This is a genomic window from Paenibacillus paludis (assembly GCF_042610515.1).
Taxonomy (GTDB): domain Bacteria; phylum Bacillota; class Bacilli; order Paenibacillales; family Paenibacillaceae; genus Paenibacillus_AQ.
In genome coordinates this window covers 73,470-92,848 of sequence record NZ_JBGJZP010000004.1, presented here as the reverse complement: position 1 = coordinate 92,848, position 19,379 = coordinate 73,470, and the positions used below count along the sequence as shown (strand labels likewise).

The window sequence follows — 19,379 nt, the reverse complement described above, 5'->3', positions numbered from 1 at the left end:
CTCTCTAATTTACAATTATGATAATTATTGTATACCATATGAGCGGGAGTTCAAATGAGAGCTAAATAGAAAAAGGGCAGACTCAACGCAGAAATCCCTGCAGAGTCTGCCCTTCTTCACCTATTCTATTGTCTTTAAGCGCCGGTATGTTCCATCATCCCCCGGGCAATCCATACCCCGGCGGCTCCGGCTTGAGCCAGACCGCGGGTGATGCCCGCACCGTCTCCGCCGCAGTACAGTCCGGAAATTTCCGTCTCCAGATTCTCCGTAAGCTTCGGACGGGCCGAATAAAATTTCGCCTCTACTCCATAGAACAGCGTATGTTCGGAGGCGATACCCGGAGTTACTTTCTCCAGGGCTTCCACCATTTCAATCAGGCTCTTCATGGTATTGTACGGCAGTACCAGTCCCAGATCGCCGGGTACCGCTTCCTTCAGCGTCGGCTCCAGGAATCCTTCCTTGATCCGTGTTTCCGTTGAACGCCGGCCACGGAGAATATCACCGTATTTCTGTACAATCACGCCGCCGCTGGACAAATCGTTCGCCCGCTTGCAGATTTCCCGGGCATATTCATTGGGCTTGTCGAAGGGCTCGGTGAACGTATGCGAGACCAGCAGGGCAAAGTTGGTGTTCTTCGAACCCAGTGCAGGGTCCTTATAGGAATGTCCGTTGGCCGCCATCACACCGCTGTGATTTTCCACAACAACATGTCCTGACGGATTGCTGCAGAAGGTGCGGACACGGGTGCCTACAGATGTATTGAAAATGAATTTACCCTCATAAAGATGTTCATTGATCTCCCGCATTACCACATCCGAAGTTTCGACTCTTACACCTACATCGACCTGATTATTGTACATTTTTAGCCGGCGTTTTTTCAGCACCTCGGTCAGCCAGGCCGAACCGTCACGGCCCGGGGCAATCATAACCTTATCCGCCTCATGGCTTTCCCCGTTTTTCAGCGTAATGCCTGTAATGCGGTGCGTTCCATTGTCTTTTACGGTAACTATATCCTGAACCTCTGTCTTGAACAGCATTTCAATACGTGTTTTCAAATATTCATATATGGATTTAAGGATTTCCAGGTTTTGCTCTGTTCCCAGATGGCGCACCTGCGCCCGCAGCAGCTTCAGTCCGGCAGCGTATCCCCGTTGCTCAATATTGCGGATACTCTCGGTTGTCGGATCGGTAATGACCGGTGTTGCGCCATGCTCCAGGTTAATGCTGTCTACATATTCGATCAGCTCCAGCACTTTGGAGGGTGCCAAATAATCGGTCATCCAGCCGCCGAACTCCGTTGTGATGTTAAATTTGCCGTCACTGTAGGCCCCTGCTCCCCCGAAACCGGCAGTAATTGAACAGGCAGGCAGACAGCCGGCGAATTCCTTGCGCCCCGAAGCGGGCGGACAGAGCTTGATCTTCTCCTCAAGGATCGGGCAATTGCGGCGGTAAATATCATGACCCTTGTCCACAAGCAGCACCTTCAAATCAGGCGCCTTTCGTGTCAATTCATAGCAGGCGAATATTCCGGCCGGACCCGCACCAACGACAATCACATCATATTTACTCATCTGTTTCTCTGTTCCTCCTAGGGAGAAACGGCATCGCCATACTCATGCAGGCCATTGTCCGTTTCTGCGAAAATAGATAATTTATTAACCACAACACAAAAATCCCGGATACTTCATAGGTATGCAAAATGCACCCTATTCGTAGCCAGGAATTTACGGTCCCCTGTAGAAACCCCCAAACCTTATCTTTGAGGATATACGAACAGCTTAACTTTATTATATGAGCCAATAGAAATTCTACAGATTATTCACGAATGTGTCAAGGACAAAACCAGAAAATAATTCGTCTTTAGATCTTAATGAGAGAATTTTTAGCTATAACTCCTAAAGCTCATTCACTTAAATACGAACATTATTAGATAAATATCAGTGGAAGGAAACCTGAGGTTTTTGTCGAATATATAGTTATATTGTCACTGGAAAAAGACTTTTCCAAGACTATTCCTACGCGAAAATATAAGCGAGCCCGCGGACTATATTGTCCCGGGCTCGCTTTGCTGTGCAGTCATCTCTAGTTCTATTTCAATAATGAGGCTCAAGCAATTCCCATACTCCGCGCTCCGGAACCGGCCTGCTGATTAAATAACCCTGTACCTTATCGCAGTCGAATTGCTTAAGAAATTCCAGCTGTCTGGCATCCTCTACTCCCTCAGCCACCACATCAAGACCCATTTTGTGGCCGAGAATGATGATCGTCTGAACAAAGGATTGGCTGTAGGCCTTATCCTCCAGAGAATCTATAAAGATTTTATCCATCTTCAGTGTGGAAATCGGCAGCTGCTGCAAATAACTCAAAGAAGAGTACCCTGTTCCGAAATCATCCAGGGCGATGCGGATCCCGCGCGACTTAAGGAATCCCAGCTTGCTGACAGTGCTTTCGAAGGATTCCATAAAAATGGATTCCGTGATTTCGAGTTCCAGGCAGTTGGGCTCAAGTCCGCTTTCCGCCAGGCTGTCCAGCACCATTTCCACGAAATCATCCTGCAACAGCTGAATGATCGAAATGTTGACGGATATTTTATATGGAATTCCGGTGCGGTCATGTACGCTTTTCATGAACCTGCTGGCTTCCCTAAGAACCCATTCTCCGATATATATAATCAGCCTCGAATCCTCGGCAATCTTGATAAATGACAGCGGTGATACAAAACCAAGCACAGGACTGTTCCAACGAATTAAGGCCTCAAAGCCGGAAATCATCCCGGTCCCGATCTCCACCTGCGGCTGATAATGCAGCTCAAATTCATTGTTGTTCATCGCACTTCGCAGATGCTTCTCAATGTTCATCCGTTCATTAAACGGGGTATGCATGGACTTATCATAGACTACATACGTGCTTTTACCCTCTTCTTTGGCCCGGTACATCGCCACATCGGCATTCTTCAGAATCTCCTCTGTGGTCTCCCCGTCTTCCGGATAGAAGGAGATCCCGATGCTGGCAGAGACATACAGATTGCTTTCCCCGATAAGGAAAGACCTGCGGAATGACCGCATGATGTCCTCCGCCAAATTCAGCACGGCTTCACGGTCATCCGTATCCTTTAGGAAAATTACAAATTCATCTCCGCCGAGTCTGGAGAGCATGGCTCTTTCATCCACAAGCGACTGCAGCCGTTCACTGGCTTTGCGGATGAGAATATCACCCGATTTATGACCCAGCGTGTCATTGATGTATTTGAAATTGTCGGTATCCACAAACAAGAGTGCCGCTTTGCCGCCAGACCGTTGGAAGTAATTCTCCATCGTCTCCAGCAGGCTGAGGCGGTTGGGCAGATTACTGAGTAAGTCCACATGAGCCAAACGGTGCATATTCTTCTGATTTTCGACCAGCATATCATATTGTCCTACCAGTTCCTGCTGTGTTGCCGTAAGCTGCTCATACGTCGCCTCCAGCTCCTGATAGCTGTTATTCAGCTTGAACTCAGCTTGCTTGCGTTTGCTGATGTCAATCAGGGAACCCAGGAACAGCACAATCCTGTCCTTTGGATCGACAATCGACTTGCCGCGCACCTCAAACCATATATAGTTGTCATCTTTGGTTCGCATGCGGTATTCAGTCTCATATATCGGGGTCAACCCGGACAGATGCTCTTCTCTCGCCTTCCGCGCAGTCTCCTGGTCATCGGGATGAATGATACTGAGCACCCCGCCGTCAAACGAGTTGATTTCTTCTTCATTGTAGCCCATTACTTCGTACCAGCGGTCAGAAAGCTTATAGACCCCTGTCTCCCAATCCAGCTCCCACATATAAGCACCGGAGCTTTCTGAGGCCAGGCGGAACCGGCGTTCACTGACCCCCAGCTTGTTAAGCTGTTCCTGCAGCTCCACCTCTGCCGCCGCCAGCTCCTCATAGGTCGACTCCAGCTCCTCGTAGCTGAGCTGAAGCTTAAGCTCACTCTCCTTGCGCTCATCAATATCCAGTCCAACCAGTACGAAGATGTCTTCAGCCTGCTCATCCATCCCCTTAATCAGAGTAGTCCGGATGGAGAAATAGCGGGCATCCGGCACATGATCGGGAAGCCGCAGTTCAACGTTGCCTGCGTAGTCCTTGTACACCGCTTTGATAAGGAGATCTCTGAGCAAGGCTGCGCTGCCTTCCAGACCGGAAATATCATCGAGGCTTTTTCCGAGCATGTCCTGCTCCTTCAGACCTGTCATCTTTTCCGCATACTGATTGAAACGCACGATCCTCTTATCACCCTCCACCGCCCAGACAATCATCCCGGTATGCTCAATAACATCCTCAAAAAATTCCTGCTCGGAGTGGATAGTCCGGCGTAAACGCCTGATGTAAACCCTTATTAGAACAATACCAAAAAGCAGCACACAGAAGCCGATGACGATGCCTGAAATGATCCTCCCATTGGTTAAGGATTGATAATCATCCGAATGAGCGAAAAAATATTGCTGGTACAGCTCCTCAAAAGCACCGGACCGCTGCAGCCGTTCCAGCCGTGCATTAACGTAGGAGACCAGCTCCGGTGCTGATTTGCTGATACCATAAGCGATATCCTCAGGGTATAAATTACTCATTTTGCGAATAATTGCACCGGTTAATCCACGCTCAACAATCAAATAATCGACAACACCCTGGTTCTCGAACAAGAGATCAATCTCGCCTTTCTGCAGAGCCTCCAGCGCTTCTGGTACTGTTGCATATTCTATGTAATGTGAGACTCCTGCTTTGCCGTGCAGCACCATCTCGGAGTACTGACCCTTGCCAACTCCTACCTTATAGTTCTCCAAGGTGCTTAGCTTCACTACTTCTTTCAGCGCCTGACGCGAATAGACAGAGATATAGCTTTTGAACACAGGCTTAGAGAACAATGCCTGCTTCTTTCTCTCCTCCGTAACGGCCATAAGTCCGGTGGTATCAATCTCTCCGTCAATTAGCCGTTTATACGTTTCCTCCCATTCGCCGGTGCTGTACTGAATCAGATAATCCTGCTTCTCAAAAATCATGCTTGTCAGGTCAATATCAAAGCCGGTCAGATATCCGTTCTGTATGTATTTATAAGGCGGATAACCCAGCTCTGTCTGATATCTTATCTCTTGTCTTTCAGCGTGAGCGGCAGCAGGGGGTGCAATCATGAGCACAATGCTAATTAGAAGGATGAGTTTACACCGCTTCATCGCAATTCTCCTTTTTCCAATAAAAATCGGGCTAAGAGCAGTTATAAGAAGCTGTATTCGACAAAAAATGGTATGGTTCCTGCAAGTTACCCGACCTATTGTGATAAATTGTGCAAATATGCCAGTTCACTGCCCCGCCTGAGCAAAGTGCTAAACTGTCCATTGCAAAAACAGTTCATCTTTTTAATTTTTTATATTGCTTTTTTAGCTTAAAATGTGGATAATAGCAATAACGGTTGATAATGATTATCATTATTAAATAAACGAATACATTCAATTCACTATATGGAGTTAAAAGGAGACTGAACACCCATGAACTCAGCCAATACCCGGACCGCTCTGCAGGTTGACGACTATCTGGATCTGCTCAATCTTGCTGTTAAAGTTGGAGATTTGAAATGGCAAAAAGAAATTAAATCCAGATTACAATATATTCTCTGCCTGCAAGTCAGATAATGATCGTGCAGAATGCCGCATTCCCGGATTACGGGGTGCGGCTTTTTTTAATGCCATTTTAGAAAAAAACATTTGATACAAGCTGCAAAAGGGCCATTAATTGCTTAAAAGTGCATCTGCAAAGCTTAGGATGTTTAATGATATAGTATAATAATCAGCATAATATACTGAACAATAGTCCTATAGATCGGAGCGTGCCAGTTTGAAAAAATATATTTCCTTGTTCCTGATCATCAGCCTGCTATGGATGCCAAGTATCTATGCGGCAGCGATTCCCGCTCAGCAGGGACTGGTTACCGATGAAGCCGGCCTGCTCTCGACGCAGGAGGCGGCAACTGTTGCCGCAATTGCTGAGGGAGACCGCTATACCATCCGGGTGCTGACTGTCGATTCTTTGGATGGCGCCGAGCCTGGCGCCTATGCCACTGACGTCTATGATTCCTGGGGCCTGACGCCGCAGGATGTTCTCCTTCTGATCTCTGCCGGAGACCAGAGAGTTGAACTGAACTTCAAGAATCCGGGCCTACAGGGCTATATCAACTCCTGGTCTCAAGCTCAAGGCGGAGCCTTGGATACCGCAGCCATCACGGGGCTGCTGGACACGTATTTTAATCCTTATGCCCGGGAAGGGGATTTTGCCGGGGGAATCCGTTCCATGATTCAGAAGCTGCACTCCTTCGGCGGCACTGGCAGCAGCGGCAGCAGCAGCCCAGGCCTTGGGCTGCTGAAGATGGCCGGCATTGTCATTGGGATAGCGCTGCTGGCATTAGTGCTGTATGTGCTGTTCACCGGCCTGCGCAGACGGGGGCAGCTCCGTAGCCAGCAGGAGCAGCTGGCCGACTTGCTGGTCCGGGCGAACCGGGCGCTGGAATCCCTGCAGCCGTTCCAGGGAATTGTTCAAGGCAAGACGGGAGAAATGGTCGAGGGAATCTCCAAGCGGCTGTCTGCACAGCTGGTGGAGATCTCTGTATTGCAGAGCAGCCAAAGCTCGCAGCCTCCCTTCTACCGTCTGAAGGCCCTCAAGGCTGCCAGCTCACAGTTGCAGCAGACTGAAACAGCTTTTCGCTCCTCGCTGGAGGAAGAAGAGCAGCACATTGCCGTAATCAGTGATGCTGACCGCAACGTTAAACAGCAGATTACCGAACTGAAGAAGGAAGCGCCTGAATTGAACCTCCAGCTTCAGAGTGCGGTCAAGGAAACCGGCTATGGGCTGCAGGAAATTGCCGATGATCTGAAAGAACTGGCTGAAGAGACCGCCAAAGCGGATGAGCTGGAGCTGTTCGACCCAATTGCCGCACAGGATATGACCGTGGAGGCGCAGGAGAAGCAGGCGCAGATCGAGCAGGATCTGCAGGATGTCGATACGTATGACGACAAATTGAATGACTTTCCTGGAGTTCTGGCGGCTGCCCGCAGCACAATCGCCGCATTGATCGAACAGAATTCCCTCCACAATATGAAGGTCAAACCTTATGAGAATCTGGATCAGGCCTCCGCAGCCGCGGCAACACTTGAAGCTCCGCTGCGCAGCGGAGACATGGATGAGGTGCGCAAAATCGCTGCCCGTATGGATACCCTGCTGGGCGATGCCATTGCCATGACAGAGCGCCAGGCCCTGATCCGCCAGAACAACCTGAGGGATCTGGATACGGTCCGCAGCCGTTGGAGCGAGTTGTCTCAGCGGCGCAATGAGCTGAACAGCCGGATCTCCGAAGCCCGCAGCCGGTTTGCGGAGATCCATCTGACTCATCTTGAGGAGGTAATGGAGACTGCGGGAACACAGCTCCGTCAGGGTGCGGGAGAAGTTCCGCAGATCGAAACCTGGACCAGTGACCAGCGGGGGGAATATGACAATGCCCGCAATAGCCTGGACCAGCTGCTCAAACTTCAGGAAGAAACCGCCCAGAAGTTCGACAATGTCGGCGAGAGTCTCAATATGCTGGGCCAACGCTTAGCTAACGTCACCCGGCTCCTGCCGGAAGGACAGGAGCGTGTGGATACGGCCCAGCGGCGGCTTCAGAGCAAGGGAATCGCCTCCAGAAGCCAATTCCAGCTCTCCCTGATCCCTGAGTATGGTGAACTGGAGCAGCGGCTGTCCATCCGGCCTTATAACCTGGATGAGCTGGAAGCCGTTGCACATGCTTACGAGTCCCAGATTTCCTCCTTCGTGGAGGAAGCGAACCGTCTCGTACGCCAAAAAGAAGAAGAGGAGCGCCTGGCACAGCTGGCCATCCTGCGGGAACAGCAGCGCCGGGAGCAGGCACGCAAGCGTGGCTCCTCTTCGGGCGGCTTCGACGGCGGCAGATCATCCGGCGGTTCCTCTTGGGGAGGCGGCGGCCGCTCGACTGGCGGGTCATCCTGGGGCGGTGGTGGCGGCAAATCCGGCAGAAATTCCTCTGGCGGCTCCAAATGGTAGACAGCGAACATATCTATGCAAAACGCCACCGGCCCGGAATAACTGGCCGGTGGCGTTTTTGACTTGAACTCTTTTTCACTTTTCATTCGTTTTTTCTGAAATAACCAGAAATATCCAGAAAAACAATGAAAATGATAGAACGACTTCATTATATGAGTATACAAGGCCCCATACATATCAATATGTAAATTTATGTATTTATTTGAACATTGAGTAAAATGAACATTAGACTTACGATTAATTTGTTAATTAATTCCAAATAAGGACGAAGGAAGGCGATCACACTATAACGCTCACTCTCTCATGCACCGTGGTATATACCCGCATGTAAGTTTTTTAAACACAGTGAAAGGAATGTGAGGACTTGTGAAAAAAGTTGCATTGGTAAGCCCATTAAGAACAGCCGTCGGTTCTTTTAACAACGGACTTTCGTCAGTAAGCGCCTCGGAATTGGGGGCAAACGTGATGACAGCCTGCCTTCAGCAAAGTCAACTAGAGCCTGCATTGATTGATCAAATTTACTTAGGAAATGTCCTTCAAGCAGGCACTGGCCAAAATCCTGCCAGACAGGCGGCATTAAAAGCCGGCATCCCCATTGAAGTACCTGCATCAACAATAAACACGGTTTGCGGTTCAGGGCTTCATGCCGTCGCTTTAGCTTACAACTCTATTTTGGCAGAACAAGGCGGCGTCCTCTTAGCTGGAGGTATGGAGAGCATGTCGAACGCCCCTTATGTACTAAGGAATGCACGAAATGGCTACAAGCTGGGCAACAGTGAATTGATAGACACCGTGGTAGCCGACGGCCTTACGTGTCCCATCAATAAATATCATATGGGAATTACCGCAGAAAACATTGCCGCGAAATATAACATTTCAAGACTTGAGCAGGATGAATTTGCCTATGGAAGCCAGATCAAGGCTATAGAAGCAAAAAACAAGCAGGTTTTTGCAGAGCAGATTGTTCCCGTTCTGACCAAAACCAAAAAAGAGAATATTTGGTTCTCGGAGGATGAACATGTAAGAGGAGATGCAAGTAAAGAAAAACTTTCTAATTTAAAACCTGCATTTAAGACAAACGGATCGGTTACTGCCGGAAATGCCTCGGGGATCAATGATGGAGCGGCGGCTGTACTTGTTATGTCGGAAGACAAATGCAAGGAGCATGCGGTACAACCGTTGGCCTATATCAAGGGTTATTCACTTGTTGGCGTTGACCCTGCATATATGGGGATGGGCCCGGTGAAAGCCGTTTCGTCACTTCTTAAGGATCAGGGAATCTCCCTTGATGCCATCGATCTGTTTGAGATTAATGAAGCCTTCGCTGCACAAGCATTAGCGGTAATAAAAGAGCTTGGGGTCAACCCGGAGAAGGTGAATGTCAATGGCGGCGCAATCGCAATTGGACACCCTGTCGGTGCAAGCGGAGCGAGGATATTGGTTACGCTTGCGCATGAAATGGTACGAAGCTCTGCACGTTACGGCATAGCCTCGTTATGTATCGGAACGGGTATGGGAATCGCGATGCTGATTGAGAATGCACTCATCTAACACTCTTCTACAAGAAAGGGAGATCCGATTGTTATGAATCCACAAGAGATTTTTTCACTGCAGTCCATGCCTGCGGCCAGCGCTAGTTATGGTCGTCCCCCCTACCGTTTCATCGACAGGGAATTTTTTATAATTACCTATGAATCCGATCCCGCTGCGATTAGACAGGCGGTCCCGGAGCCTCTTCAGCCGGATGGAAGCAATACCGTTTCCTATGAATGGATCAAGATGCCTGATTCATCCGGTCTAGGAAGCTATGAGGAGAGCGGTATTGTCATCCCGTGTATCTTTCAGGGGGAACCCTGCAATTTTGTTGCTCAAATGTATTTGGATAACGCACCTGCTATTCTTGGAGGACGTGAAATTTGGGGGTTCCCCAAAAAATGGGCGAACCCCCGCCTGAGTGTTGAAGGTACAGAAACGCTGACCGGTACATTACATTATAACCATGTCCAGGTGGCCATGGGAACCATGCCTTTCAAACATAACATTCTCGACGAAAAGGACACGGCTACAGCCATCGCAAAAACCCAAGTGAATCTAAAATTAATTCCCGATGTTGATGGTACCCCTAAAATTGCGCAGTTAGTGGCGTACAATCTCGAGAATATTACAGTAAAGGGCGCCTGGTCAGGGCCGGCCCGGTTAAGTCTGACCCCCCACGTCCATGCTCCTGTGGCAGATTTTCCTGTTAAGGCGTATATCGGCGGCAAACATTTTATTGCCGATTTAACGCTGCCATACGCAAGAGTCATTCATGATTATCTCCAGTAAACTTTGCTTTCTCAAAAAAAAAAAATATACAAGGAGTCTGAAACCATGAACAACAAATTAATCTCCGCAGAAGACGCCGTTAAGAAGGTCAAAGACGGAGACACGGTGATGGTCGGTGGTTTTCTGGCCGGAGGCCATCCCGAACAGTTGGTGCGTGCGCTTGTCGAGACCCATTCCGCCGGTAATCTCTCCATTATTTCCAATGATACTGGCACCACGGAATTATCTATATATAAGCTTGTAAAAAGCGGCAGAGTCAAGCGGATTTATGCATCCTATATCGGCTCCAATCCCGAAACGGGAAGACTCCTTATGACCAAAGAAGCTGAGGTAAACCTCTTCCCGCAAGGCACGTTAGCTGAAAAAATACGTGCAGGAGGAGCAGGCTTGGGCGGTGTTTTAACACCTGTAGGTGTAGGTACCATTGTAGAGGAAGGCAAAAGGAAAATAGATATTGACGGAAAGGAATATCTGCTCGAACTGCCGCTCAAAGCGGACGTGGCGCTAATCAGAGCCCATAAGGCAGATGAAGCGGGCAATCTTGTGATCAACGGCTCCTCACGCAACTTCAATTTCGTTATGGCTATGGCGGCAGATTATGTAGTTGCCCAGACAGACGAATATGTAAAGCTCGGGGAGATTGATCCCAATCATGTCAACGTACCCGGAATATTTATCGACGCCATTGTAAAGGTAGGGGATACGCATGAATAACCGAGAATTCATTGTGAGAAGAATCGCCCAGGAATTTAAAGACGGCGATGTGGTCAACCTGGGTGTTGGCATGCCTACCATGGCAGTAAACTATATTCCCGATAATGTTCATATTATGCTGCAGGCTGAGAACGGAATCCTTGGTGTTGGCCCCAAAGCCACAAAGGAACAAGAAAATATCGATTGTATTGATTCTGGCGGAAGTTATGTTACAACAATGGCAGGAGCTTGCTATTTTGACAGTGCGCTTTCATTCTCCATCATCCGTGGAGGGCATGTGGACATCACCGTCTTGGGTGCCTTGGAGGTTGATGAGAACGGCAACCTTGCAAGCTGGATGATTCCAGGAAAAAAAGTGCCGGGCATGGGGGGAGCTATGGATTTGGTGGTCGGGGCCAAGCGTGTCATTGTAGCCATGGACCATGTGAACAAAGATGGGGAACCGAAAATATTAGAACATTGCAAGCTGCCCCTGACTGCTGTAAATGTTGTGCAAACCATTGTAACCGAAATGGCTGTCATCGATGTGATTCCGGGCACAGGGCTGATGCTGAAGGAAATTGCGCCCGGTCTGTCGGTGGAAGACGTTCAAAAGGCAACCAGGGCAAAGTTGTTGATCTCGCCAAACTTGAAGGCCATTCCCGTTTAAGCAAAATAGTAACCTACGGTATTTGGCTAATTCCAAACTCCACCGTCCCCCAAAAAAACAGCCCGCCCTCCCCAATCTGGGGAAGCGGGTTGGTTGGTCTTCGGTTAATGCGTATCCTTGGGCTTGTCATGCTCCTCGTCCAGAAACGGCTTGTTCACATAGTAATACATTACACCCATCAATACACCGCCGCCAATCAGATTCCCGATGGTGACAGGCACCAGATTGTGCACCACACCGCCCCAAGATATCGTACCGGGATGATCCAGCACCAGTGCAATCGCAAAGGTACACATATTGGCTATACTGTGTTCATATCCGGAAATAAAGAAGCAGAATACGAACAGGACCATGGCGAACATTTTGGCCCCGTCGCTTTTCATTGACATCGGAACAAAAAACGCCAGACAGACCAGCCAGTTACACAGGATGGCTCTGAAGAACAGCTCAGACGCCGGAGCCTCCATCTTATGGGCGACCACATTCAGCAGAAAACCGTTGACGCTGGAATCGTAGAACAGTCCGGTCAAAAAAATCAGCAGCGCAAAGGCCGCAGCTCCAAGAATATTGCCAAGATAGCTGACGGTCCACATCCGCACAACTTCGGTCCACTGCATCTTGCGTCTTAAGGCAGCATACGTGTAATAAAATGTATCCCCGGTGAACAAATCGCCTCCGCCGTAGGAGATCAGGATGATGGCCGCGCCAAACGTAATCGCAGCCATCGGATAGGTCATCGGTGATTGCTCCATGTAGAAAAAGTTGCCTGTCTTGAACGCTACAATTACGCCGAATCCGATAAACATACTAGCCAGCATTGCTCTGGCGATATAACGCAATATGCTTTGCCGATAAATCTTCTGTTTCTTCAGTGCCAATTTCTCAACCTGCAGCAGTGCCTCGTTCTCCATATGACCTCCGCTTAATGCTTGTATTTTCCGCGATGATGGCAGGCTGATACAGCCTCCTGGGGTATTATACCCAATAAACCGCTGGAAATTGCTTGAATCACAGAGCGTCAATATATTACAAATTTTCTTTAGTGAGAATCCGTTGCCGCAGTGCTAGCTGCCGTCATCCGGATCATTCAGCTTGGCAATGGCTTCTGCCTTTTCGCTGCTGGCTACGACAATAAGCACAAATATCAGGCATCCCAGAATCATCCGCAGTTCCTCACTTCCTCCATATGTTGCCTTAGTGACAACTTATGTAGGGGAGTGCTCTATTATGAATGCTCCTTAAGCTGCTAATACCCGAGGCTGAACCGCTATGCGCACAAAAAAGCCCGCTGAACCATCCAGCAGGCTAGAACAAAATAGCTATTTATCTATATTCGGACAAGGTGTCAGTTCAAGAAGCTGCTCAGCTCGCTGTCGCTGCCGGCTTGCTTCAGCGCTTGCGGCTGCGAGGCTTCGTTCAGCCCGAGACGGTTGTTCAACTGCGTGTTGATTGTCGTCATTTTGGACGTATAATCCTGGCAGCTTTCGATAATCCGGCGGTTGGACTGCTCGGAGGTATCCAAGGCACTGAGCAGATCGCCGATGGCCTGATTCACTGCCTCCAGCGACATGGAAGGCTTGGACAGCAGCTCTGTCGTCTTCTCAGTCGTGGTGCGCAGCAGACGCGCATTCTCCTTGAACTGGTCCTCAATCGTCTTGTTCGTCGCTTCCACGGCGGAAATGACATTTTCCTGATCGGCCAGGGACATTGCAATCATCGCGGATACGGTGATCAGATTTGACGTCTTGTCAATCGCATTGTTGACCGAATCAATCAGCTTATCATTGTTGTCATTGATGATATCCGTAGCAGCAATAGCCTGATTATAGAGCAGGATCATCTCGGTCATGGACTGGATCCGCACCATGACCTTGCGCAGCCCCCGCTCCAGATAAGCCTTGCGGAATTCATTCTCCGGTTTGGCGATTTCCACCTCGAACAGCTCCTTCAGCTTGTTGCCAAAGGCAATCTTGGTCTGCAGGTTGTAGATTTCGTCCATGGAGGTGCGTTTCAGCTGCCGCATGTTGACAATGCTCTCTTCAAGCGTATCACGTCCGTCCCGCAGGCCGGTCACGATGGCATCGATATTGGTGCGTACGGACTGATATTTGTAGACATAATTCTTGAGCGGACTCTTGCGCAGCATTTTGCCGAAAAAGCTGACATTTTTGCTCTGCTGCAGATTCTCGCATTCATTGCGCAGCTTCATAATCATATTCGGCACTTCGACGCGTTTGCCGGACATCAGATCATTGACCGGCCGATCCAGCAGTTTCAGGGTTTGTCCCGCTTTTTCCTGCGTCTTCACCCCAAGCTTGCCGATGTCATCCATTAAGGAATCCAGTGCAACGGTATCGGTCTTGGCTACCTTCTCAATTAATTGGGAAGCTTCTGCAACTACCTTCTGCTCATCTTCTTTTTTGAGCTCTATCAACTGCGTGGACATGGGTTTCCCTCCTATAATTCGGAACTGCTGTACCGCTGATGAATCAGTTCCGCCTTGGTCTGAAGTTCCATCAGGTCTTTATGCTCGATCGTAGAGGCGATCTCCGTAATTTTGGAATCGACATCCCGCAGACCGTTCAGCAGCATTCTCCGATTTTTCGTTTTGGCCTCACCGCCCAGCCGCAGGAAAGGATTGATGACCCCGTTCAGGTCCTTCAGCACCAATCTGCGGACCGTGTGGTTGATCTCACCGTTGCCCAGCTCCTGAAGCAGCGGAATGACCCGCTGGAGCCTGGCGATCAGTGCCAGTGATTTCTCAACAATTTCATTGTCGAGCGTATCCTTCTGGCCTTCCGAAATAATCATATCCTCCAGAATGCCGAGATACTCCACCACCGGGGCGAATTCCGCTCCGATCCTGATCTCAGTATGTCCTCTGCCGGACAAGGAATGTGGTGCACCGGTTTCCGATCCTGCGGGTGCAGCCCGGATCACTTCAGGACTGCCCGCAGCAGAAGCCGGGGCGATCGCTGCCGGCTCCTGCCCGGCCGGGAGTACCTCCGCCGGCAGGTTAGTTCGTGTGCGCTTGCCTCCAAGCAGCCCGATGGCAGCTCCGGCAACCGGGAACAGCAGAGAGAGCAGCTCCGGCAGGAAAGCGCTCGTCAGCAGAGCCACAACATAGCCGGCTCCTGCATACAACAATACTTTTGATTTCGAATAAATTGTCCTCACCTCTTGTGAGCGTGTGAAATCACACTCAATTCACGGAATCCGTAATAGCGGATTCATCGTGTATTCTCATAATCATAGGCTGCTCTATATGGCTGGCCAGTATATCACCGGCGAACTCGGCAGGCTGAACCTCGCCGCCCAGCGCGCTTTTAACCGCCAGATAAGGGAAGTTGATACCAGTCAGACAAGAAACATGCAGCCCGCCGGACATCCGGGGGTTAATCTCCAACAGCTTGGGAACTCCGCCGCCGTATTTCATTTGTATATTGTAATTATAAGGGATCTGATAGGTTTCGGCGACACGCTTCGCAATATTCTCCAGTTCGGGAATATGCTCCATAACCCGTAGCCGCCCGTTGTCCTTGCGGCGCGGCACGGCGGCAAGCAGCCTGCCGTTCTCGTCCGCCAGACAGTCGATACTGTACTCATACCCTTCCAGAAGCTCCATAACCATCAGGGCGGGAAACGAATCCACTCCGGAAAGGACGCGGTAAGCCTCATCAAACGAAATATGCTGCGTCACATAACCAAAGAGCTCCTCTATAGGGCTGCGGCTGTTATTAATGATACGAAAGCCAAGTCCGCCTTCTGTTTCGGTAGGCTTGAAGCAGACCTCATGCCCTTTGGCCACAAGATCCTCGTAAGCCGCCTTGAATTGTTTCGCTGTATCAACAACATGATAATCGGGAATTTCCATTATTCCGCTATCCTTAACTTTGCTATAGAACTTGCCTTTATCCAGAATCATCTCCAGCAGGTCCAAATCACGGCAGACCAGCACTTTCGTGCCGATGGCATCGAACATTGCAGCATGCAGGGCGATATCCATCATATGCAGACGCGGGATGAAGATATCAATCTCATTGCGGCGGCAGAAATCAACACAGAACTGCACGTATTCGATCCCTTCCAGAGCAGGTTCAGTTCCTGCAACGTCAGCGCCTTGCAGCGACATATGCCGGATATCGGGGTGGGTAGCAAAGATTTGAACAGGAATGCCGTCCTCATTATTCCGTATGAGATTCATATAATGAAAAGCCACGGAGAACCAGCGGTTGAAATAAATATTTACCTTTTTCATTGCGGCCCAACTCCCAATGTCGTTAGATTGTTATAAATCTTCTGAACATACTGCATGATTTCTTCCCCGGCATGGACGCCCGACAGCTCTGTAAAAGGATAGTTAAATTCTACTAGAGTGGCCTGCTGCTCGGCAAATATTTCCCCATGCCTCGGGGCAATGGCATAATCCGCGCTTTCCAGCAGACATTTGTCCAGCAGGGAATCCCCCGAAGCAACCATCGGCTCCGAATGAACCGTGCGGCGCACATGAACAATCGCATCGCTTTTGTTCACAGCCTCCGGCACTACATACAGCTTGCGGCCCTGCAAAGAAACCTTCCAGCCCAGCCCAAGCAGACGTTCTGCCAGATGGTTAATCTCATCCAGGGGCAGGAGATCGCGGTACACCATAAATGTATAGAACAGCTCATCGCAATAACGTTCGTTGATAATCCATTCCGGACGAACCACTGATCGTACAAGCTTTCCCACTTCTTCGGCGGCAGCTGAATTGCGTTCCACCAGCCTGCCGATCAATGCCCGCCACTGCTGATCTACCACTCCGCGAACCAGAATGTTGCCACCGTTGCTGGTGACGGCATAATCCGGAATAATCGTCTCCTGGAACAGGTTGATCCGCTTATACTCCGCAATGGTCCGCGTAGTCACTGGCATGAAGATGATGCTCGCGGTGAGTTCCTTCAAGCGTTGCAGTGCTGCGTGTGAAATATAGGAGACCGTTTTGCCGTCAATAATTTCAGCCGGCACCAGTCCCGGTGAATCCTCCGGAACAAGCAGCGCGCCCAGGGAATAGATCAGGGTACGGTCTAAATCGCTGGCGTAAATCAATCGCTTTCCCCTCCTTTCAGCGGCTGGATAATTCCGCAGCAGGAATAGGTAAGCCCGGGATACACTTCTACCGGAACCCCCCGCTCCTCCGCCAACAGCAGAATGTGGCGCAGATTCGGGTTATCCATAGTATCGACAAGAATTTTCCAGGGTACTCTGCGCAGCAGCACACGCGTCGTCTCTCCCACGCCCGGCTTGACCAGATTGATGTTATCAATGCCGAACGTCTCCTGAATACTCTGGACATCACGCATTCCCTGCCAGGTAATCTCCGGCGGCGCTTTCAGCATGCCTGCAGCGATTGCCGCAACATCCGCGGTTACGGAAGCGAAATGGGGTGTAATCGCTTCGATAAACACATTGGAGAGGTCACTGTCCAGCCATTCCCTATAGAACTTCGCACCATGGAACTCCTCCGGGCCGATCAGATCCTCCCGCAGCACTGTACGGCTTATGAGTCCCGACACCGTCGAATTCAAGCAGGCACTTGGGATCAGATAATCCTCCCTGGTCCCGAAGGTCTGCGAACAGCTTCCCGGATCCGCAAGTACAGCCAGATCGTCATTCAGCGCAATCCCGTATTTCTTATAGAAATCGGCACAGGATTCAATAAGCACCTGGGTGATTGCGCCTTTGCCCGTCCAGCCGTCAATAAACTGCAGATTGGCATCCGCGCCATGCTGCTGCAGCATGTAGAGAATTGCGTTCTCATCCATGCCTTTGCCGCGGATAATCGAGATGCTGTAGTGCGGCAGATCCACGCCGTACCGTTCGGCAATATAGCGTTTAATCAGTACGCCAATCGGCGTTCCCGCTCTGGCCAAGGAGACCAGCACCGTATGGTCTGTCCCCCGCCGGGATACGATCAGCTCGGAGACAACCGCAACCGCCTGTGCGACCTTTACCGCAGAGTGCCGGAGTGTCTCCTGAAACAATGCAATATACGGCTCCGTCGGCTGGTATTCCACAGGAAGCATCTCCGAATAGCTTACCCCGGACTGGATGGCTTTCTCCCGCTCCGCCGTACCCAGCTCCAGGGAGACATTGCTGAGATCCTTAAGCAGAAAACGAACATCTGATGGAGGATAGCTGCCAAGTGGAACCGGAGGGGCTATTCTTTTGCTCATGATCGTTTCTCCGCTATCCGTTCCCTTCATCAGCGGGCACCTCCACTTCCAGTTCAGGACCCAGTACAATCAGATGCACCTTGTTGCCGGCCAGTCCCTTCAAAATATCCATCATCGGCTCAATCCGTCTATGGGGTACATCCCGCTCCAGCAGCACGAAAATATCACCATATTGGCCGGGGTCCACATTGTAGATATAATTCGTAATCCCCGTGTCTGTGGGCGATGGATAAGCAGCCGCGCTATGCACGCCATAATCCGGCCGGCGATCCGGATGAATCGGGCTGCGGGTAGATGACTGATAGGCAACCCCTTCCCCCATTTCGGCCGCAATCCGCATAGGCAGATACATAAATTCACCGACACCCATCACCAGGGCATAGGGGCTCTCGCGCAGTTCGCGAAGCTGCGCCGCCACCTGTGCTGCACCCTTGTCGATCCAGACATTATCCTCTGAGCTAAGGCCGAAGCGGCCGCTAAGCTTCAGATACGGCGAAGTGTTGATTTCCCCGCGTGAGTCGGTAGAGCTTACTGCCAGCCGCTCCAATCCGTCCCGGATATATGTAGTCACAACAGGCGCCTCACGGGCGGGCTTCGCCTGTCCTTTACCGGCTTCGGCATCCAGCACAGGTGTCCCCTTCACTTCAATACAACCCTGCAGCAGAGACAACGCCTTAATCTGAATCCCGAGCTCCTGCTCCAGATCACGGTAAGCCTGAATATGCCCTTCGCTTCTCCAATCCAGCAGGGAAGCTACTACGTATTCCTTGCGCGGGAACTTGGACTGGATATCCCGGATCGTGTTGATCGCCGTATTACCGGTCGTAATTTCGTCATCTACGAGCACAATCGGCTCTTCTCCAGACAAAAGGGCGGCGTCCAGGGCATAACAGAGATGATCAACCGCATGAGAATGCTCTTCTTCAAAGCTGATAATTGACGCCATCTCCGGGATGTCTTCACGGGTGGTATGAATATATGACGCGCCTCCGGCAAAAATGTTGTACATGCTATGACCCAGCGCCGTAGCAGTCTCGGCAAAACCTACAAAAACGACCGGCTGCGGAAGCACCAGCTGCGCGGCCAGCAGCTCATGGTAGGCCTCCTCTGCCTGGAGGGGATGAATGAGGCCGTGAACCGCCGCATCCAGCAGCTTGTCCATCGGCTCGTTGGCGGCAGCCTTAGCCCCGCCGTTCATTTCCCGGTATAAAAGCAGCCCTAGCGCAGCTCCGCTAAGCAGTGGCGTATAGGGCATTACTGGAATATGCTTGCCGAGCACCTTGCTGACAAAGAGAAAGGAACGCTTTTTATTGATCCGTGCAGCCATGGAGAATAAAGCTTCAACCGGCATATCAAAGGGGTTGGATGTTTCGGTTACCGTAACCTGCAGGTTCTGGACG

The 19,379-nt window shown here is 50.4% G+C and carries 15 protein-coding genes and 1 riboswitch; of the genes, 6 read left to right on the top strand and 9 right to left on the bottom strand.

Features of this window, described 5'->3' with window-relative positions; genetic code table 11:
* Nucleotides 1-134: 134 nt before the first annotated feature.
* Entirely contained in the window at nucleotides 135-1,571 is a 1,437-nt protein-coding gene (locus ACAN56_RS09120) for an NAD(P)/FAD-dependent oxidoreductase (protein WP_379142202.1), read from the bottom strand.
* 122 nt (nucleotides 1,572-1,693) lie between these two features.
* Nucleotides 1,694-1,793, bottom strand: a riboswitch (purine riboswitch).
* Nucleotides 1,794-2,093: 300 nt separating this feature from the next.
* Complete coding sequence (locus ACAN56_RS09115; protein ID WP_379142200.1) at nucleotides 2,094-5,204, bottom strand: EAL domain-containing protein; 3,111 nt, start codon at nucleotides 5,202-5,204, stop codon at nucleotides 2,094-2,096.
* Between the two features lie 312 nt (nucleotides 5,205-5,516).
* Here ACAN56_RS09115 and ACAN56_RS09110 point away from each other — a divergent pair, with 312 nt between their 5' ends.
* From ACAN56_RS09110 to ACAN56_RS09085, 6 genes are all read left to right on the top strand, one after another.
* A complete protein-coding gene (locus ACAN56_RS09110; protein ID WP_197073643.1) occupies nucleotides 5,517-5,660 on the top strand; it encodes a hypothetical protein in 144 nt (47 codons plus the stop codon).
* 202 nt (nucleotides 5,661-5,862) lie between these two features.
* Nucleotides 5,863-8,076, top strand: coding sequence for a TPM domain-containing protein (locus ACAN56_RS09105; protein WP_379142197.1), 2,214 nt, complete (start codon nucleotides 5,863-5,865; stop codon nucleotides 8,074-8,076).
* A 366-nt stretch (nucleotides 8,077-8,442) separates the two neighbouring features.
* On the top strand, nucleotides 8,443-9,627 hold the full coding sequence (locus tag ACAN56_RS09100) for an acetyl-CoA C-acetyltransferase (RefSeq protein WP_379142195.1): 1,185 nt from the start codon (nucleotides 8,443-8,445) through the stop codon (nucleotides 9,625-9,627).
* 33 nt (nucleotides 9,628-9,660) lie between these two features.
* Nucleotides 9,661-10,401, top strand: coding sequence for an acetoacetate decarboxylase (locus ACAN56_RS09095; RefSeq protein ID WP_379142192.1), 741 nt, complete (start codon nucleotides 9,661-9,663; stop codon nucleotides 10,399-10,401).
* Nucleotides 10,402-10,446: 45 nt separating this feature from the next.
* On the top strand, nucleotides 10,447-11,115 hold the full coding sequence (locus tag ACAN56_RS09090) for a CoA transferase subunit A (RefSeq protein WP_379142189.1): 669 nt from the start codon (nucleotides 10,447-10,449) through the stop codon (nucleotides 11,113-11,115).
* Nucleotides 11,108-11,764, top strand: coding sequence for a 3-oxoacid CoA-transferase subunit B (locus ACAN56_RS09085; RefSeq protein ID WP_379142186.1), 657 nt, complete (start codon nucleotides 11,108-11,110; stop codon nucleotides 11,762-11,764). Before ACAN56_RS09090 ends, ACAN56_RS09085 begins: the two co-directional genes overlap by 8 nt.
* 104 nt (nucleotides 11,765-11,868) lie before the next feature.
* Here the strand turns inward: ACAN56_RS09085 and ACAN56_RS09080 are convergent, their stop codons facing one another.
* From ACAN56_RS09080 to ACAN56_RS09050, 7 genes are all read right to left on the bottom strand, one after another.
* Nucleotides 11,869-12,675, bottom strand: coding sequence for a formate/nitrite transporter family protein (locus tag ACAN56_RS09080; protein ID WP_076111595.1), 807 nt, complete (start codon nucleotides 12,673-12,675; stop codon nucleotides 11,869-11,871).
* A gap of 434 nt (nucleotides 12,676-13,109) precedes the next feature.
* The gene (locus tag ACAN56_RS09075) at nucleotides 13,110-14,210 is read right to left on the bottom strand and encodes a toxic anion resistance protein (RefSeq protein WP_038585067.1); all 1,101 of its coding nucleotides are present in this window, start codon (nucleotides 14,208-14,210) and stop codon (nucleotides 13,110-13,112) included.
* Nucleotides 14,211-14,221: 11 nt separating this feature from the next.
* On the bottom strand, nucleotides 14,222-14,932 hold the full coding sequence (locus tag ACAN56_RS09070; protein WP_052092413.1) for a hypothetical protein: 711 nt from the start codon (nucleotides 14,930-14,932) through the stop codon (nucleotides 14,222-14,224).
* 34 nt (nucleotides 14,933-14,966) lie between these two features.
* On the bottom strand, nucleotides 14,967-16,022 hold the full coding sequence (locus tag ACAN56_RS09065) for an ATP-grasp domain-containing protein (RefSeq protein ID WP_379142182.1): 1,056 nt from the start codon (nucleotides 16,020-16,022) through the stop codon (nucleotides 14,967-14,969).
* On the bottom strand, nucleotides 16,019-16,852 hold the full coding sequence (locus ACAN56_RS09060; protein WP_379142180.1) for an HAD family hydrolase: 834 nt from the start codon (nucleotides 16,850-16,852) through the stop codon (nucleotides 16,019-16,021). The genes ACAN56_RS09065 and ACAN56_RS09060 overlap by 4 nt, the downstream gene beginning before the upstream one ends.
* The gene (locus ACAN56_RS09055) at nucleotides 16,849-18,009 is read right to left on the bottom strand and encodes a cysteine protease StiP family protein (RefSeq protein WP_379142178.1); all 1,161 of its coding nucleotides are present in this window, start codon (nucleotides 18,007-18,009) and stop codon (nucleotides 16,849-16,851) included. Before ACAN56_RS09055 ends, ACAN56_RS09060 begins: the two co-directional genes overlap by 4 nt.
* The gene (locus ACAN56_RS09050) at nucleotides 17,993-19,306 is read right to left on the bottom strand and encodes a phosphoribosyltransferase family protein (protein WP_052092412.1); all 1,314 of its coding nucleotides are present in this window, start codon (nucleotides 19,304-19,306) and stop codon (nucleotides 17,993-17,995) included. The genes ACAN56_RS09055 and ACAN56_RS09050 overlap by 17 nt, the downstream gene beginning before the upstream one ends.
* Between the last annotated feature and the right edge of the window lie 73 nt (nucleotides 19,307-19,379).

Bases quoted from the DNA above. Each gene is read 5' to 3' on its own strand.
- ACAN56_RS09120 (WP_379142202.1), bottom strand. From the start codon at position 1,571: ATGAGTAAATATGATGTGATTGTCGTTGGTGCGGGTCCGGCCGGAATA.
- ACAN56_RS09115 (WP_379142200.1), bottom strand. From the start codon at position 5,204: ATGAAGCGGTGTAAACTCATCCTTCTAATTAGCATTGTGCTCATGATT.
- ACAN56_RS09110 (WP_197073643.1), top strand. From the start codon at position 5,517: ATGAACTCAGCCAATACCCGGACCGCTCTGCAGGTTGACGACTATCTG.
- ACAN56_RS09095 (WP_379142192.1), top strand. From the start codon at position 9,661: ATGAATCCACAAGAGATTTTTTCACTGCAGTCCATGCCTGCGGCCAGC.
- ACAN56_RS09090 (WP_379142189.1), top strand. From the start codon at position 10,447: ATGAACAACAAATTAATCTCCGCAGAAGACGCCGTTAAGAAGGTCAAA.
- ACAN56_RS09085 (WP_379142186.1), top strand. From the start codon at position 11,108: ATGAATAACCGAGAATTCATTGTGAGAAGAATCGCCCAGGAATTTAAA.
- ACAN56_RS09080 (WP_076111595.1), bottom strand. From the start codon at position 12,675: ATGGAGAACGAGGCACTGCTGCAGGTTGAGAAATTGGCACTGAAGAAA.
- ACAN56_RS09075 (WP_038585067.1), bottom strand. From the start codon at position 14,210: ATGTCCACGCAGTTGATAGAGCTCAAAAAAGAAGATGAGCAGAAGGTA.
- ACAN56_RS09065 (WP_379142182.1), bottom strand. From the start codon at position 16,022: ATGAAAAAGGTAAATATTTATTTCAACCGCTGGTTCTCCGTGGCTTTT.
- ACAN56_RS09055 (WP_379142178.1), bottom strand. From the start codon at position 18,009: ATGAAGGGAACGGATAGCGGAGAAACGATCATGAGCAAAAGAATAGCC.
- ACAN56_RS09050 (WP_052092412.1), bottom strand. From the start codon at position 19,306: ATGGCTGCACGGATCAATAAAAAGCGTTCCTTTCTCTTTGTCAGCAAG.